Source organism: Kocuria rosea (assembly GCF_023715525.1).
GTDB lineage: Bacteria > Actinomycetota > Actinomycetes > Actinomycetales > Micrococcaceae > Kocuria > Kocuria rosea_A.
The window spans coordinates 29,533-44,658 of sequence record NZ_JAMBOG010000017.1; the positions used below are offsets into that span (position 1 = coordinate 29,533).

13 protein-coding genes are annotated in these 15,126 nt (G+C 74.6%); 4 read left to right on the forward strand and 9 right to left on the reverse strand.

From position 1 onward, the window contains the following. Positions 1-31 precede the first annotated feature (31 nt). The 3 genes from dapD (at position 32) to galE (ending at position 3,099) form a co-directional block, all read left to right on the forward strand. The gene (gene dapD, locus M3185_RS12380; RefSeq protein WP_251333986.1) at positions 32-997 is read left to right on the forward strand and encodes a 2,3,4,5-tetrahydropyridine-2,6-dicarboxylate N-succinyltransferase; all 966 of its coding nucleotides are present in this window, start codon (positions 32-34) and stop codon (positions 995-997) included. Between the two features lie 121 nt (positions 998-1,118). After that, positions 1,119-2,042 carry a hypothetical protein gene (locus M3185_RS12385; protein ID WP_251333987.1) on the forward strand — a complete coding sequence of 308 codons (924 nt, stop codon included), beginning with the start codon at positions 1,119-1,121 and terminating at the stop codon, positions 2,040-2,042. Between the two features lie 34 nt (positions 2,043-2,076). Then, positions 2,077-3,099, forward strand: a complete 1,023-nt coding sequence (galE, locus tag M3185_RS12390; RefSeq protein ID WP_251333988.1) for a UDP-glucose 4-epimerase GalE — start codon at positions 2,077-2,079, stop codon at positions 3,097-3,099. Between the two features lie 16 nt (positions 3,100-3,115). On the opposite strand, the gene M3185_RS12395 is transcribed toward galE, so the two are convergent. The 4 genes from M3185_RS12395 to fdxA form a co-directional block, all read right to left on the reverse strand. Further along, positions 3,116-3,481: an A1S_2505 family phage non-structural protein gene (locus M3185_RS12395; RefSeq protein WP_251333989.1), complete on the reverse strand. Its 366-nt coding sequence runs from the start codon at positions 3,479-3,481 to the stop codon at positions 3,116-3,118. Between the two features lie 88 nt (positions 3,482-3,569). Further along, entirely contained in the window at positions 3,570-4,868 is a 1,299-nt protein-coding gene (locus tag M3185_RS12400) for a citrate synthase (protein ID WP_251333990.1), read from the reverse strand. A 176-nt stretch (positions 4,869-5,044) separates the two neighbouring features. Next, positions 5,045-6,190 carry a succinyldiaminopimelate transaminase gene (gene dapC / locus M3185_RS12405; protein WP_308222202.1) on the reverse strand — a complete coding sequence of 382 codons (1,146 nt, stop codon included), beginning with the start codon at positions 6,188-6,190 and terminating at the stop codon, positions 5,045-5,047. Next, positions 6,187-6,516: a ferredoxin gene (gene fdxA, locus M3185_RS12410; protein ID WP_251333991.1), complete on the reverse strand. Its 330-nt coding sequence runs from the start codon at positions 6,514-6,516 to the stop codon at positions 6,187-6,189. Before fdxA ends, dapC begins: the two co-directional genes overlap by 4 nt. A gap of 70 nt (positions 6,517-6,586) precedes the next feature. On the opposite strand from fdxA, the gene M3185_RS12415 reads away from it, so the two are divergent. Further along, positions 6,587-6,859, forward strand: coding sequence for a putative acetyltransferase (locus M3185_RS12415; RefSeq protein WP_445298422.1), 273 nt, complete (start codon positions 6,587-6,589; stop codon positions 6,857-6,859). A gap of 5 nt (positions 6,860-6,864) precedes the next feature. Here M3185_RS12415 and M3185_RS12420 read toward each other — a convergent pair whose 3' ends face one another. The 5 genes from M3185_RS12420 to M3185_RS12440 all read right to left on the reverse strand — a co-directional run bounded on the left by M3185_RS12420 (position 6,865) and on the right by M3185_RS12440 (position 15,047). Then, positions 6,865-8,235 (reverse strand): PIG-L family deacetylase, encoded by a 1,371-nt coding sequence (locus tag M3185_RS12420; protein WP_251333993.1) that lies wholly within the window; start codon positions 8,233-8,235, stop codon positions 6,865-6,867. A 37-nt stretch (positions 8,236-8,272) separates the two neighbouring features. Then, positions 8,273-10,186 (reverse strand): translational GTPase TypA, encoded by a 1,914-nt coding sequence (typA, locus tag M3185_RS12425; RefSeq protein WP_251333994.1) that lies wholly within the window; start codon positions 10,184-10,186, stop codon positions 8,273-8,275. A 166-nt stretch (positions 10,187-10,352) separates the two neighbouring features. After that, positions 10,353-12,332 carry a S9 family peptidase gene (locus M3185_RS12430; RefSeq protein WP_251333995.1) on the reverse strand — a complete coding sequence of 660 codons (1,980 nt, stop codon included), beginning with the start codon at positions 12,330-12,332 and terminating at the stop codon, positions 10,353-10,355. A 160-nt stretch (positions 12,333-12,492) separates the two neighbouring features. Continuing rightward, positions 12,493-13,191: a maleylpyruvate isomerase family mycothiol-dependent enzyme gene (locus tag M3185_RS12435; protein WP_251333996.1), complete on the reverse strand. Its 699-nt coding sequence runs from the start codon at positions 13,189-13,191 to the stop codon at positions 12,493-12,495. Positions 13,192-13,265: 74 nt separating this feature from the next. After that, positions 13,266-15,047 carry an ABC transporter ATP-binding protein gene (locus M3185_RS12440; protein ID WP_251333997.1) on the reverse strand — a complete coding sequence of 594 codons (1,782 nt, stop codon included), beginning with the start codon at positions 15,045-15,047 and terminating at the stop codon, positions 13,266-13,268. Positions 15,048-15,126 lie beyond the last annotated feature (79 nt).

Sequence of the window (15,126 nt, forward strand, 5' to 3'; positions counted from 1 at the left end):
CGGGCGGACCGGCCGCGACGGTCCCCCTAGGATGGAGGCCATGACTGCTTCCACCTCCCGTCCCGCCTCCGGACTCGGCCTGGCCACCGTCGTGGCCTCCGGCCCCAAGGAGGGCACCGTCCTCGACGTCTGGTACCCCGCACCGTCCCTGTCCGGCGCGGTCGACACCGCGCTCGGCGCCGAGCTGCGGCTCGCGGCCACCGCCGACCCGGAGCGCAACGTGCGCGCCGAGGTCGTCGAGACGGTGGTCGACCTCGACGACGCCCCCGCCGACGCCGCCGACGCGTACCTGCGCCTGCACCTGCTCTCCCACCGCCTCGTGCGCCCGAACACCCTGAACCTGGACGGCGTCTTCGGGCTGCTGGCCAACGTGGCCTGGACGGACCGCGGGCCCGTGCTGGCCGAGGAGCTCGACGCCCTGCGGGCGCGGCTCAGGGCCTCCGGCGGGCACGTCACCGTGCACAGCGTCGACAAGTTCCCGCGCATGGTCGACTACGTGGTGCCCTCCGGCGTGCGGATCGGCGACGCCAGCCGGATCCGGCTGGGCGCCCACCTGGCCGAGGGGACCACCGTGATGCACGAGGGCTTCGTGAACTTCAACGCCGGCACGCTCGGCCAGTCGATGGTCGAGGGCCGGATCAGCGCCGGCGTCGTCGTGGGCGACGCGACGGACGTCGGCGGCGGCGCCTCCATCATGGGCACCCTCTCCGGGGGCGGCAAGGAGCGGATCACCGTGGGCGAGCGGGTGCTGCTCGGCGCGAACTCGGGCGTGGGCATCTCCCTGGGCGACGACTGCGTGGTCGAGGCCGGGCTCTACGTCACCGCGGGCACCCGGGTGAGCGTGCACGCCGACGGGCAGGAGTCCACGGCCAAGGCCTCGGAGCTGTCCGGGCTGCCCAACCTGCTGTTCCGCCGCAACTCCCTCACCGGCGCGGTCGAGGTCCTGCCGCGCGCCGGCGGGACCGTGGAGCTCAACGCGGCGCTGCACGCCAACTGAGCCCCGGCTCCTCCCCTTCCCGGCGGGGGGCCGGTGCTCCCGGCCGGTGCTCCCGGCCGCCGCACCGGCCGCCCGCTCCTCGGCCCCGTCCCCTCCCCGTTCCGCCCGTCCAGGAGTTCCCGTGTCCTCCCCCGCCTCCGGCCGCCGCACCAGGACGGCCTGGCTGAGCCTGTTCGTCCTCCTCCTGTGCTGCGGGCTGGTGGCCGCCGCCGCCCTCGTCGCCGTGGAGCTGCGCGCGGGCCGGCCCTCCGCCGGCGAGCCGCGGTGCGTGGTGACGACCACGGGCGCCGACGGGGAGCCCCAGCGGCACGTGCTCTCCGCGGTGCAGGCGGCCAACGCCGCGCTCGTGACGGCGGAGTCCGTGGAGCGCGGCGCCGACCCGTACGCGGCCGTCGTGGCGCTGGCCACGGCGATGCAGGAGTCTGCGCTGGTGAACGTCGACTACGGCGACCGGGACTCCGTGGGCCTGTTCCAGCAGCGCCCGTCCCAGGGCTGGGGCACGGTGGAGCAGATCCTCGACCCCGAGTACGCCACCCGCGCCTTCTACGACCGCCTCGCCACGACCGACTACCGCTCGCTGCCCGTGACCGAGGCGGCGCAGGCCGTCCAGCGCTCCGCCCACCCGGACGCGTACGCCAAGCACGAGGGCCTGGCCCGCGCCTGGGCGGACAGCCTCACCGGGCGCAGCGAGGCCTCCCTCAACTGCGTGCTGCCCCCGCCCGCGGAGCCCGGGGACGCGACGCGGGCCGCCGGCGCCCTCGCCGACGCGCTGGGGACCGCCCTGCCCGCGCCCCGGGCCGACGGCGACCGGGTGGTCGTGCCCGGCCCGGAGGAGGCGGCGGGCTGGGCCGCGGCGCACTGGGCGCTCGCCCACGCGGCCGAGCTGGGGATCACCGAGGTCTCCTTCGACGGGCGCACCTGGGTCCGCGACGACCAGCGCACCACCCGCTTCGCGCCCGCCCCCGGCTGGCGGGCCGGCGCCGAGGCCCACCCCGACGGCGCCCCGGCGGCCGCCGACCTCGTCGTCGTCCTCGCGAGCCGCTGAGCGGGCCTGCCGCCGGGGCCGATACGCTGAGGGCATGAAGATTCTCGTCACCGGGGGAACCGGCTACATCGGCTCGCACACCGTCCTCGCCCTGCTGGACGCTGGCCACGACGTCGTCGTGATGGACAACCTCGCCAACTCCTCCCGCGCCTCCCTGGAGCGGGTCGAGGAGCTGGCGGGCCGGCCGGTCACCGCGTTCTCCCGGACCGACCTGCTGGACCCCGCCGGCCTGGACGCCCTCTTCGCCGAGCACCGCCCCCAGGCCGTGATCCACTTCGCCGGGCTCAAGGCCGTGGGCGAGTCCGCCGAGAAGCCCCTGTGGTACTACCGCACCAACGTCACCGGCACCCTGAACCTGCTGCAGGCGATGGAGGCCAACGGCTGCCGCTCCATCGTCTTCTCCTCCTCCGCGACCGTCTACGGCGCCCCGGAGCAGATGCCGCTGACCGAGAAGCAGCCCATGGACGCCCAGAACCCGTACGGGCGCACCAAGGAGCACATCGAGGACATGCTCGTCGACCTCGCCGCCTCCGACCCGTCCTGGAGCGTCGCCCTGCTGCGCTACTTCAACCCCGTCGGCGCCCACGAGTCCGGCCGGATCGGCGAGGACCCCACGGGCGTGCCCAACAACCTGCTGCCGTTCATCGCCCAGGTGGCCGTGGGCCGGCGGGAGAAGCTGCGGGTCTTCGGCGCCGACTACCCCACCGCCGACGGCACGGGGGTGCGCGACTACATCCACGTGGTCGACCTCGCCGAGGGCCATCTCAAGGCGCTCGACCACGTCGCCGCCCACGGCGGGGTGCACACCTGGAACCTCGGCACGGGCAAGGGCTACTCGGTGCTCGAGGTCCACGCGGCCTTCGAGAGGGCCTCCGGGCGCACCGTCCCCTACGAGGTCGTCGCCCGGCGCCCGGGCGACGCCGCGGTCTCCTACGCCGACCCCTCGGCGGCGCTGGCCGAGCTCGGCTGGTCGGCGCGGCGCGACATCGACACGATGTGCCGCGACCACTGGAACTGGCAGCGCAGCAACCCGCAGGGCTACGCCACCGGCGCCTGAGCGGCGGCCCCGGGGCTCACCAGCCCCGGGGCCGGACCACGTTGGCGGGGGCGCCGGCGAAGAGGTCCGCGACCTTGCGCTCGTCGTGGCCCGCGATGCCGGTGCCCACCCGGGTGAGCCAGAACGTGAGCTCGGGGTGGGCCCGGGCGAAGTCCACGAACGCGGCGGCCTCCCGCTCCAGGACCGCGAAGCCGCTCATGGTGTCGATGGCGTAGGAGCGCCCCCGCAGTCCGTGGCCCACACCGGGCTCGGCCCCGAAGCGCTCGACGGCGGTGCGCGCCGCGCCGGCCAGGTGGGCGCCGCGCGCGTTGGAGCCGAAGACGAAGACCTCGTCCGGGCCGAGCTCCGTGATCCGGTCGGGGGTGTGCCGCTGCTCGCTCATGCGCCCCACCCTACCGGGGCACGGCCAACGGCCGGGGCCGCGCGTCCCCCGGGAGGACGCGCGGCCCCGGCCGTCGTGCGGGCTCGGCTCAGGCCTGCGGGTAGTGCCGCTCCCCCTCGCCCACGTAGAGCTGGCGCGGACGGCCGATCTTGCTCTCGGGGTCCTCGATCATCTCGCGCCACTGGGCGATCCAGCCGGGCAGGCGCCCGATCGCGAAGAGCACGGTGAACATCTTCTCCGGGAAGCCCATGGCCTTGTAGATCAGGCCGGTGTAGAAGTCGACGTTCGGGTACAGCTTGCGCTCCACGAAGTAGTCGTCGGCGAGGGCCTTGTCCTCCAGGCGCATCGCGATCTCGAGCTGCTCGTCGTTGCCGCCGAGCTTCTCCAGCAGGTCGTGGGCGTAGTCCTTGACGATGCGGGCGCGCGGGTCGTAGTTCTTGTAGACCCGGTGGCCGAAGCCCATGAGCCGGACCCCGGCCTCCTTGTTCTTCACCTTCTCCATGAAGTCCTCGGGCTTGATGCCGTCCTGCTGGATCCGGTTGAGCATGGCCAGCACGGCCTCGTTGGCGCCGCCGTGCAGGGGGCCGTAGAGGGCGTTGATGCCGGCGGAGACCGACGCGAACATGTTCGCGTGGGAGGAGCCCACGAGCCGCACGGTGGAGGTCGAGCAGTTCTGCTCGTGGTCGGCGTGCAGCATCAGCAGCACGTCGAGGGCCTTGGCCATGGTGGGGTCGATCTCGTAGTCCTCGGCGGGGACGCCGAAGCACATCCGCAGGAAGTTCTCCGAGTAGTTGAGCTCGTTGTGCGGGTAGAGCATCGGCTCGCCCTTGGACTTCTTGAACGCGTACGCCGCCAGCGTGGGGACCTTGGCGAGCAGGCGGATCGTGGAGATCTCCACCTGCTCCTCGTCGAACGGGTTCAGGGAGTCGGCGTAGAACGTCGACAGCGCCGACACGGCCGAGGACAGCACCGGCATCGGGTGCGCGTTGCGCGGGAAGCCGTTGAAGAAGCTCTTGAGGTCCTCGTGGACCATCGTGTGGCGGCGGATGCGCGTGTCGAAGTCGGCCAGCTGCTCCGGGGTGGGCAGCTCGCCGTAGATCAGCAGGTACGCGGTCTCGATGAAGCTGGAGTGCTCCGCGAGCTCCTCGATCGGGTAGCCGCGGTAGCGCAGGATGCCGTTGGCGCCGTCGATGTAGGTGATCGCCGAGCGCGCGTTGGCGGTGTTCACGAAGCCCGGGTCGAAGGAGACGTTGCCGGTCTCCTTGAGCAGGCTGGAGATCGCGTACCCCTTGTTGCCCTCGGTCGCATCCAGGATCGGGAGCTCCAGGCTCCGGCCCTCGCCGTACGCGAGCTGGGCCGTCGCAGGCCCCTGTGCAGACTCAGTCATGTTCGTCCTCCGCGGATGGGTTCAGTGGCCGCTTCCGGACCGGACCCGCCGGGCACCACCTCGGGCGCGGCAGGAGCGTGTCGCGGGACACGGCATCAATCAGGTCCAACCTACTCCTCGGTCTGCGCCGCGACCAATTCCCGCGCCGGGGCCGGCGGGCGCGCCGCCCGGGTTCCTCAGGCGCCGCGGAGGCGCTCCACGGCCGCGTCGATCCGCTCGTCGGCGGCGGTGAGGGCCAGGCGCACGTGGCCCTCACCCGCCGTCCCGTAGAAGACGCCGGGGCCGACGACGACGCCCTGCTCGGCGAAGCGGCGCACGGTCTCCCACGTGTCCTCGCCCGCGGTGGCCCACAGGTAGAGCCCCGCCTCGGAGTCCTCGATCCGCAGCCCGAACGCCTCGACCGCCGGCACGAGCCGCTCCCGGCGGGACCGGTAGCGCGCCTTCTGCGCCTGGACGTGCTCGTCGTCGCCCAGTCCCGCCCGCATGGCCTCCTGGACCGGCGCCGGGACGATCATGCCGGCGTGCTTGCGGGAGTTCACGAGGCTGCGCATGAGCGCCCCGTCCCCGGCCAGGAACGCGGCACGGTAACCGGCCACGTTGGACTGCTTGGACATGGAGTACGCGGACAGCAGCAGGGCGTGGTCCCCGCCGGTGACCCGGGGGTCCAGCACGGACGGGACGGGCGTGCCGCCCTGCTGGACGTCCCACGCGCCCCAGCCGAGCTCCGCGTAGCACTCGTCGGAGGCCACGACGGCCCCGAGGCCGCGGGCCTGGTCCACGATCCGCCGCACCGAGGCCACGTCCCGCACGCGCCCGGTCGGGTTGGCGGGCGAGTTGATCCACACCAGGCGCACGCGGGAGCGCACCTCCGGGGTGAGCTCGTCGAGGTCGTCCGCCGCCACGGCCTCGGCGCCGGCGAGCCGCGCCCCGATGTCGTAGGTCGGGTAGGCCACCGTGGGCCGCACGAGCACGTCACCCGGGCGCAGCCCGAGCAGCAGGGGCAGCCACGCCACGAGCTCCTTGGAGCCGACGGTGGGCATCACGGCGTCCGGGTCCAGCCCCGGCACGCCGCGGCGGCGCCCGTACCACGCCACGACGGCCTCCCGCAGGGCGGGGGTGCCGTGGGTGGTCGGGTAGCCGGGGGCGTCGGCGGCACCCGCCAGGGCCTCCCGGACCACGGCCGGGGTGGGGTCGACGGGCGTGCCGATCGACAGGTCCACGACGCCGTCCGGGTGCTGCGCGGCGACGGCCCGGTAGGGGGCCATCGTGTCCCAGGGGTAGTCCGGGAGGTCCAGGCCGAAGGGCCGGGCCGTCACCGTCACTGCGCGCCCTGGTTCTGCGGGGGCAGCGCCCCGATCATGGGGTGGTCCTTGTGGGTGTTGCCGAGCTTCGCGGCGCCGCCCGGGGAGCCGAGGTCGTCGAAGAACTCGACGTTGGCCTTGTAGTAGTCGGCCCACTCCTCCGGGGTGTCGTCCTCGTAGTAGATGGCCTCGACGGGGCAGACCGGCTCGCAGGCCCCGCAGTCCACGCACTCGTCGGGGTGGATGTAGAGGGAGCGCTCGCCCTCGTAGATGCAGTCCACGGGGCACTCCTCGACGCAGGCCTTGTCCTTCACGTCGACACAGGGCTGGGCGATGACGTACGTCACGGTGGTTCGTACCTTTCTGCTGGGGTGCTCGTGCCAGTCTAACGACCTCCGCCTCGCTACGATGACGCGCATGGATCCCGCAACATCCGCAACATCGGCGTCATCCGCGCTCCGGCTGCTCGCCGGGCTCCCCGAGGGCGCGCGCGTGAGCGTACGCTACGCCCTGCCCGCCGACGACGCCTCCGGGCTGCCGCTGACCGACGCCCTGGGCGAGCTGGCCGGCGTGGACGCGCGGACGGTCACGGTGCGCACCCGCCGGGGCGACGTCGTGATCGCGGCGGCCGACGTCCGCGCCGCCCGGGCGGTCCCGCCCGCCCCCCCGCGGCGGCCGCGGCGGGGCTGAGCCGCTCAGGCGGGGCAGGCCCCCCGGCGCCGGGCGCGCACCCAGCGGGCCGTGACGAGCGCGGAGACCACGGTGGCGGCGAAGACCACCACGAACCACGCCAGGCCCACGACGCCGATGGGCGCCTGCGGGTCGGTGACCACGAGGACGGAGCCGTCCCGGCCGTAGGCGAAGAGCCACGCCACGAGGTAGGTGACCAGCCCGGGCACGGCCGCGGCCCACACGCGGCGGGTCGCCGTGCCCGCCCACACGGACACGCTCAGCAGCAGGGCCGCGCCGAAGACCAGCCCCCAGGGCAGCCACCACCCGGCCGGGGAGTACCAGATGGCCCCGTGCAGGACGGTCGCCACGCTGCCGCCGACGACCCCGGCCGCCACGGACGTCAGCAGGCTCGCGGGCACCGACAGCGGTCCGGCCGTGGTCCCCGCGGCGGCTCCGGGAGCGTCGTCGGGGGCCGCGGCGTGCAGGTCCCCGGCGAGCAGCCGGAAGGTCTCCAGGGCGCTTAAGGTCTGCCACACGCCGTTGGACAGGGCGAACCGGGAGCCGTCCCCGGCCAGCACCAGCTGCGTGGCGTGGGCGGCCATGGCCGCGCGCTTGCGCTCGGCGGAGCCGCGCACCGCCGCTTGCGGGCGCGGGTCGTCCGGGCGGGCCTCGCCCTCGACGGCCCACACGAGCGGGACCTCCCAGGCCTCGGCGAGGGTCCCGTCCGGGCCCGTGCCCGGGCGCGCGGCGAGCTCGACGGCCCGCACGGCCGCCTCGTGGGTGCGGACGTGGTCGGGGTGGCCGTAGCCGCCGTCGGCGTCGTAGGTGACGAGCACGTGCGGGCGCACGGCCCGGACCGCGGCGGCGACGTGGGCGGCGGCCTCGTCGACCGTCGCGGCGGTGAGGCTGTGCGCTGAGGCGTCGGCGGCCGGGGCGGCCCGCCCGTCGGCGCCCCAGGACATGCCGGAGTCGTGGTAGTGGCCCGTCCCGCCGGCGAAGCCCACGGCGGGGTCGAGCGCCGGGGGCTCCCCCGCGAAGAACCGCTCGGCCACGCCCAGGCGCGCCGCGGCGTCCTCCAGCTCACCGACGCGGTAGAGCCCCAGCGCCGTGCCGTCGTCCCGGCAGCCGGGCCGGCCGACCTCCAGGTGGCGCAGCGGCGCGGGGATGACCTCGCCCCGCTCCCCCCGGGTCATGGTCAGCAGCACCACGTGCGCCCCCAGCTCGGCGTAGCGGCCCATCGTGGCCCCCGTCGCGATGGACTCGTCGTCGGGGTGGGCGTGCACGAACAGCAGCCGGGCGTCCTCGGGCCGCAGACCCGGGGGCAGAACGCCCGCCAGGGCGCCCTCGTGCACGAGGGCGCCCTGCTCGGGGTAGTACGGGACGGACTGCGTCACGGCCGGTCTTGGTGCGCTCGTCTGTCGCGGTCCGGGATCAGGCGCGGGCGCGGGCGCGGTTGGCCTTCAGCCGCTCGTTGGCGTCGAGGATGACCTTGCGGATGCGGATGGCGTCCGGGGTGACCTCCACGCACTCGTCCTCGCGGGCGAACTCGAGGGACTCCTCGAGGGTGAGCTTGCGCGGGGGCGTGAGGTTCTCGAAGGTGTCCGAGGAGGCCGCACGCATGTTGGTGAGCTTCTTCTCCTTGGTGATGTTCACGTCCATGTCGTCGGCGCGCGAGTTCTCGCCCACGATCATGCCCTCGTAGACCTCGGAGGTCGGCTCCACGAAGAAGGACCCGCGCTCCTGCAGGTTGATCATCGCGAACGGGGTGACCACGCCGGCGCGGTCGGCCACCAGCGAGCCGTTGGTGCGGTACTCGATCTCCCCGGCCCACGGCTCGTAGCCGTCCGCGTAGGAGGAGGCGATGCCCGCGCCGCGGGTGTCGGTGAGGAACTTGGTGCGGAAGCCGATGAGCCCGCGGGAGGGGACCTTGAACTCCATGCGCACCCAGCCGGTGCCGTGGTTGGACATGCCCTCCATGCGGCCCTTGCGGGCCGCCATCAGCTGGGTCACGGCGCCGAGGTACTCCTCGGGGACGTCGATGGTCATGTGCTCGTAGGGCTCGTGCACCTTGCCGTCGACGGTCCGGGTCACGACCTGCGGCTTGCCGGCGGTGAGCTCGAAGCCCTCGCGGCGCATCTGCTCCACGAGGATGGCGAGGGCGAGCTCGCCGCGGCCCTGGACCTCCCAGGCGTCGGGGCGCTGGGTCGGCAGGATCTTGAGCGAGACGTTGCCGACCAGCTCCTTGTCCAGGCGGTCCTTGACCTGGCGGGCGGTGACCTTGGCGCCCTTGACGCGCCCGGCCAGCGGGGAGGTGTTGATGCCGATGGTCATGGAGATCGCGGGGTCGTCCACGGTGATCAGCGGCAGCGGCTGCGGGTTCTCGGGGTCGGTGAGGGTCTCCCCGATGGTGATGTCCTCGATGCCGGCGACGGCCACGATCTCGCCGGGACCGGCGGACTCGGCCGGCACGCGCTCGAGGCCCTTGGTGGCCAGCAGCTCGGAGATCCGCACGTTCTTCAGCTCGCCGTTCGCGCGGGCCCAGGCCACGGTCTGGCCCTTCTTCAGGGTCCCGTTGAAGATGCGCAGCAGCGCGAGGCGGCCCAGGAACGGGGAGGCGTCCAGGTTGGTGACGTGGGCCTGGAGCACGCCCTCGGGGTCGTAGGACGGGGCGGGGATGCGCTCGATGATGGTCTTGAACAGCGGCTCGAGGTCCTCGTTGTCCGGCAGGGTGCCGTTCTCGGGCTGCTCGACGGAGGCGCGCCCGGCCTTGCCGGCGGCGTAGACCACGGGCACGTCGAGGACGGCGTCGAGGTCGAGGTCGGGGACGTCCTCGGAGACGTCCGAGGCGAGGCCCAGGAGCAGGTCCATGGACTCGCCCACGACCTCCTCGATGCGGGCGTCGGGGCGGTCGACCTTGTTGACCACGAGGATCACGGGCAGCTTGGCCTCGAGGGCCTTGCGCAGCACGAAGCGGGTCTGGGGCAGCGGGCCCTCGGACGCGTCGACGAGCAGGACGACGCCGTCGACCATGGACAGGCCGCGCTCGACCTCGCCGCCGAAGTCCGCGTGGCCCGGGGTGTCGATGACGTTGATGGTGATGGTCTCCCCGTTCGCGGAGGGACCGTCGTAGAACACCGTGGTGTTCTTGGCGAGGATGGTGATGCCCTTCTCGCGCTCCAGGTCACCGGAGTCCATCACGCGCTCCTCGACCTCCCCGTGGGCGGAGAACGCGTGCGTCTGCTGCAGCATCGCGTCCACGATGGTGGTCTTGCCGTGGTCGACGTGGGCCACGATGGCCACGTTGCGCAGGTCGGCGCGCTGGGCGGTGGTGGAGGTTACAGACATACGCGTTGGGTCTCTCTTCGGGTGGAGATGCGGGGGAGGTTCGGCCCTCCCGGTGGGTGCGGCCCTCGGCGCCGCCGCGCGCCCGGAGGCGTCCGGGCGGGGGCGCCCGTAGAGCGGGCCGCCGTCCAGTCTACCCCGGCCGGCCCCTCCTCCGCTGTGATCCCGCCTACCCCAGCGCCTCCGGGCGGGTCCAGGGGCGCCCGAGCACGTGCTCGTCGCAGAACGCGAGCACCGTCTCGTACCACGTGCGCACGTTCTGGGGCTTGAGGATCCAGTGCCCCTCATCGGGGAAGTACAGGAAGCGGTGGCCCCCCGAGGGCGCGTAGCGGCGCAGCGCGTGCCACAGCTCCTGCGCCTGCCCGATCGGCACCCGGTAGTCCTTGTCCCCGTGGATCACGAGCACCGGCACCTCGATCCGCCCCGCGAACCGGTGCGGGGAGTACTCGGCGGCCTGACGCGGGGCCACCGCCCGGTGCCACTCGCCGTTGTCCGTGGTGGTGCCCATGGTCCCGAGGTTCCACAGCGAGGCGTGGGTGACGATGCACCGGAAGCGGGTGCCCGTGTGCCCGGCCGTCCAGTTGGCCAGGTAGCCGCCGTAGCTGCCCCCGAGCAGAGCGGTGCGCCCGGCGTCGACGTCCTCCCGGGCCTCGGCGGCGCCGGTCAGCGCGAGGACGTCGGTGAAGGGGGTGCCGCCCAGCTCCTGCTGGCCGCGGTCGATCATGGCCTGGCCGTAGCCGGTGGAGATCGCCGGGTCCGGCAGGAGCACGGCGTAGCCGCGGGCCGTGAACAGCCACGGGTTCCAGCGCCAGCTCCAGGCGTTGGTGGAGGCCCACGGCCCGCCGTGCACGAACACGAGCAGGGGGTGGCCCCCCGGCGCCGGCTCGGGGGGCAGGGCGAGCCAGGCGCGCACCGGGGTCCCGTCCTGGGCCACCGCGTGCACCTCCTCGAGGCGGCCGGCGGGCTCCGGGGCGGGGACCGGGCGGGCCAGCGGCCGCACGCCGCCGCCCGCGGGGTCGATCCGCACCGGCTCGGGGGCGCGGTCCACCCGCGAGCGCAGGGCCACGAGCCCGCCGTCCGCGACCGCCAGCCCGGCGTAGCTCCAGGGCTCGGGGTCCTCGTCCCCGCCCGCGAGCAGGCGGGGCCCGGCGGCGCCGACCGCGCCGAGGTGCACGGCGCCGCGGCCGCGGTGGTCGGCGCAGAAGGCGACGGTGTCGTCGTCGAGCCACACCGGGTCCAGCGGCCAGCCGTCCCACCCGGGGACCAGCGGGGTGACCTGCCCGGTGGTGAGGTCCACGACGTCGAGCGCCGCATCGAAGCTCTGCCCCTCGAGCCAGTGCTGCCAGCGGGCGAGCAGGGCCCTCGTCCCGGAGGGGCTGACCGGGCCGGTGAGGTACTCGTACCGCGCGGTGGAGGCGCCCACGCGGCGCGCCTCGCCGCCGTCGACGGGCACGGCCCACACGTCCGAGCTCTGCTCGGTGCCGTGGCGGAGGGTCTCCAGCGCCACGAGCACCAGCGAGCCGTCGGGGGCCGCCGTGTACTCGGTGAGCCGGCCCGGCGGGAGGGGGAGCCGCCGGGGCGCGAGCCGGGAGCCGTCGGCGGTGGCGCCGGCGAGCTCGGCGACGAACACCGCGGGCTCCTCGGGCCCGAGGTCTTCGTCCCAGTGGCGGACGGGGAAGGACTCGTGCAGGATCCCCGAGGCCCGGCCCTTCCGGCGCGCCGCGGCGAGCCGCTCGTGCTCGGCCTCGTCGGCGGCCGAGGGCAGGACTCCCCCGGTGAAGAACAGCCGGTCCCCGGCCACGGCGAGCTCCCCGATCCCCCCGGAGCGGGCGAGCAGCAGGCGGGCCTCGCCGCGCGGCGGGAGCACCCACAGGCGGGCGCGGGCGTCGTCGTCGGGGTCCCCGGTGGGCCGGTCGGCGGTGAAGTACAGCTCGCCGGCCGGGCCCGGGACGGGACTGCCCACGGAGTGCTCGCCGCGGGTCAGGGGCACCGGCCCGGCCTCGAGGGCCACGGCGTGCGTGCGGTACTCGCTCCCGTCCGCGGTCAGGCTCTGCACGGTGGCCACGACGGGGCCGTTCCGGTGGGCGCTCAGGCCCGTGATCCGCGGGGCCGCCACGAACGCGGCGGGCTGCGCAAAGGTGTCGTCCATGCCCCCAACCTAGCGACGCCGGGGCCCGGGGCCCGGGACACGCCGGGCCCCCGCTCTTCAGCGCCGAGCCCCCACGGCGACCGCCGTTCCCCGGGCCGTCCCGTGGGGACGTGCGCCGGGCGTGGGGGCCGGGCGAGGACGGGGACGCCGGTCCGGCGGGTCACCAGGACGGCAGCGCCGGGAGGGGGCCGTCGGCCTCGACGTGCTCGGCGTCGCCGCGGGCCAGCCACGCCAGCAGGTGCGCGCGGCCGGCCGCCACGCGCACGGCGCCGTCGCCGAGCACCCACTCGTCGCGCTCCTCGGTGGCCAGGGTCAGGCCCGGGGCGCCCTTGGCCCGCAGGGTCCGCACGGCCGCCTCCAGGGCGTCGAGCAGCGACTCCGGCTCGGCCTGCTCGAGGGTCCAGGCCGTGCCGAGGTCGTGGTGGTGGACGACGACCTCGGCGATCCGCAGCGCGACGACGGACGCCGCGGGGATCCGCTTGCCGTGCAGGTGCACCTCCTCGACCGCGAGCTCCCCGCCCAGCCGCTCGCCCTGCTCGGCGAAGAAGGCGGCGGAGCTGCGCAGCTGCCGCACGAGCTCCTCGCGCGGCAGGGCGGCGAGCCCGGCGATCTCCTGCGCCCGGGCCTCCGGCGACGCGTAGAGCGTCTGCTCCTGCCCGGTGGTCGCCCAGTCGATCAGCCGGGGGATGGCCCGGCCGTTGGAGGCGAGGTGCCCGAGGACGTCGGCGCGGGTCCACCCCTCGCAGCGCGAGGGCGCGGTCAGCTCCTCGTCGGACAGGGCCTCCACGGTGGCCAGGAGCCGGTCGGTCTCGCGGCCGAGGCGGGACAGGTCCGAGTGCAGGCGGGCGGGATCGATCATGCGCCCACCCTATCCGGCGGTCCGGGCGGCCGGCCACGGCGCGCCCGCCGCGGCCGGGTCCCCCGCCGCGGCGGTCAGGAGGCCGCCGCCCTCAGCCGGGCCCGCAGCTCCCGCCGCTCGCGCTGGGCCTGCGGGTCCGGCAGGGGCACGGCGGCCAGCAGCCGGCGGGTGTAGTCCTCCTGCGGGGAGCGCAGCACCTGCTCCCGGGAGCCCTGCTCCACGATCCGCCCGGAGCGCATCACGGCGATGCGGTCGGCCAGCTGGTCGATCACCGCGAGGTCGTGGGTGACGAATAGGCACGCGAAGCCCATCTCCTCCTGCAGCTGCTCGAAGAGCTCGAGCACCTTGGCCTGCACGGACACGTCGAGGGCGGAGGTGGGCTCGTCGGCCACGAGCAGCTTCGGCGCGAGCGAGAGGGCCCGGGCGATGCCGACCCGCTGCTTCTGCCCGCCCGAGAGCTCGTGCGGGTAGCGGTTGCGGTAGGAGCGCGGCAGCTCGACCCGGTCCAGGAGGTGCTCGATGCGCTGCTGCAGCTCCACGCCCCGGGCCCGGCCGGCGAGGTGCATCGGCTCCCCGATGGACTCCCCGATGGGCAGCCTGGGGTTCAGGGACGAGGCCGGGTCCTGGAAGACCATGCCCACGTGCTTGCGGATCCGCCCCAGCTGCTTGGCGGAGACCCCGTGCAGCTCCTGCGCGTCGACCACGAGGGAGCCCTCGACCACGGGCAGCAGGCCCACGGCGGCGCGCCCGATCGTGGTCTTGCCGGAGCCGGACTCCCCCACGAGGCCGAGCACCTCCCCCGCGGCGATCGTCAGGCTCACGCCCTCGACCGCCCGGAAAGCGGGGTTGCGGCCCTGCTTCGGGTACTCGACGGCGACGTCGCGCAGCGCGAGCACGGGCTCGCGCACGCGCACGGCCGCGGTGTCCGCGGCGGGCTCCCGGTCCAGGGCCCGGGTCCGGCCCTCGACGACCCGCTCGAGGGAGGCGACCATGTCCACGGTCTGCTCGCCCTCCCCGCCGCGGCCCAGGTGCGGCACCGCGCCGAGCAGGGCCTGCGTGTAGGGGTGGGCGGGGGCGGCGAAGATCTGCGCGGCCGTGCCGGTCTCCACGATCCGCCCGCGGCGCATCACCACGATCCGGTCCGCGAGGTCGGCGACCACGCCCATGTCGTGGGTGATGATCACGACGGCGGAGCGCAGCCTGTCCTTGAGGTTGCGCATCAGGTCGAGGATCTCGGCCTGGACGGTGACGTCCAGGGCCGTGGTGGGCTCGTCCGCGATGAGCAGCCTGGGGTCGCAGGACAGCGACTGCGCGATCATGGCGCGCTGGCGCTGCCCGCCCGAGAGCTGGTGCGGGTAGGAGCGGAACGCCTTGCCCGGGTCGGGCAGCTCCACGAGGCGCAGCATCTCCAGGGCGCGCTCCTCGGCCTGGGCCGGGGAGACGTCCCGGTGGATCCGGATGGTCTCCACGATCTGCTGGCCCACGGTGAACACCGGGTTCAGGGCGGTCATGGGCTCCTGGAAGATCATGGCGACCTCCTCGCCGCGGACCCTGCGCAGGGCGGCGCCGCCGAGGCCGATCAGCTCCTGGCCGGAGAGCTTCGCCGAGCCGCGCACGCGCGCGTTGGCGGGCAGCAGGCCGAGGATCGACATCGAGCTCGCGGACTTGCCGGAGCCGGACTCGCCCACGATCGCGAGCACCTCCCCCGCGTGCACGGAGTAGCTCAGGTCGATCGCGGCGGGCACCCACTGCTTCTCCACCCCGAAGTCCACGCTGAGGTGCTCGACCTGCAGCACCGGCACCTCCTCGGGGGTGCCGGGCCGCGGGGCCGGGGCGGACGTGCTGCTGGTGCTCATGGTCGCTCTCCCTCGTCGGGTCGTGGTGCTCGCGCCGGGACGCGCGCGGGACCGGGGTCGGGGCGGACCCGCCTAGCAT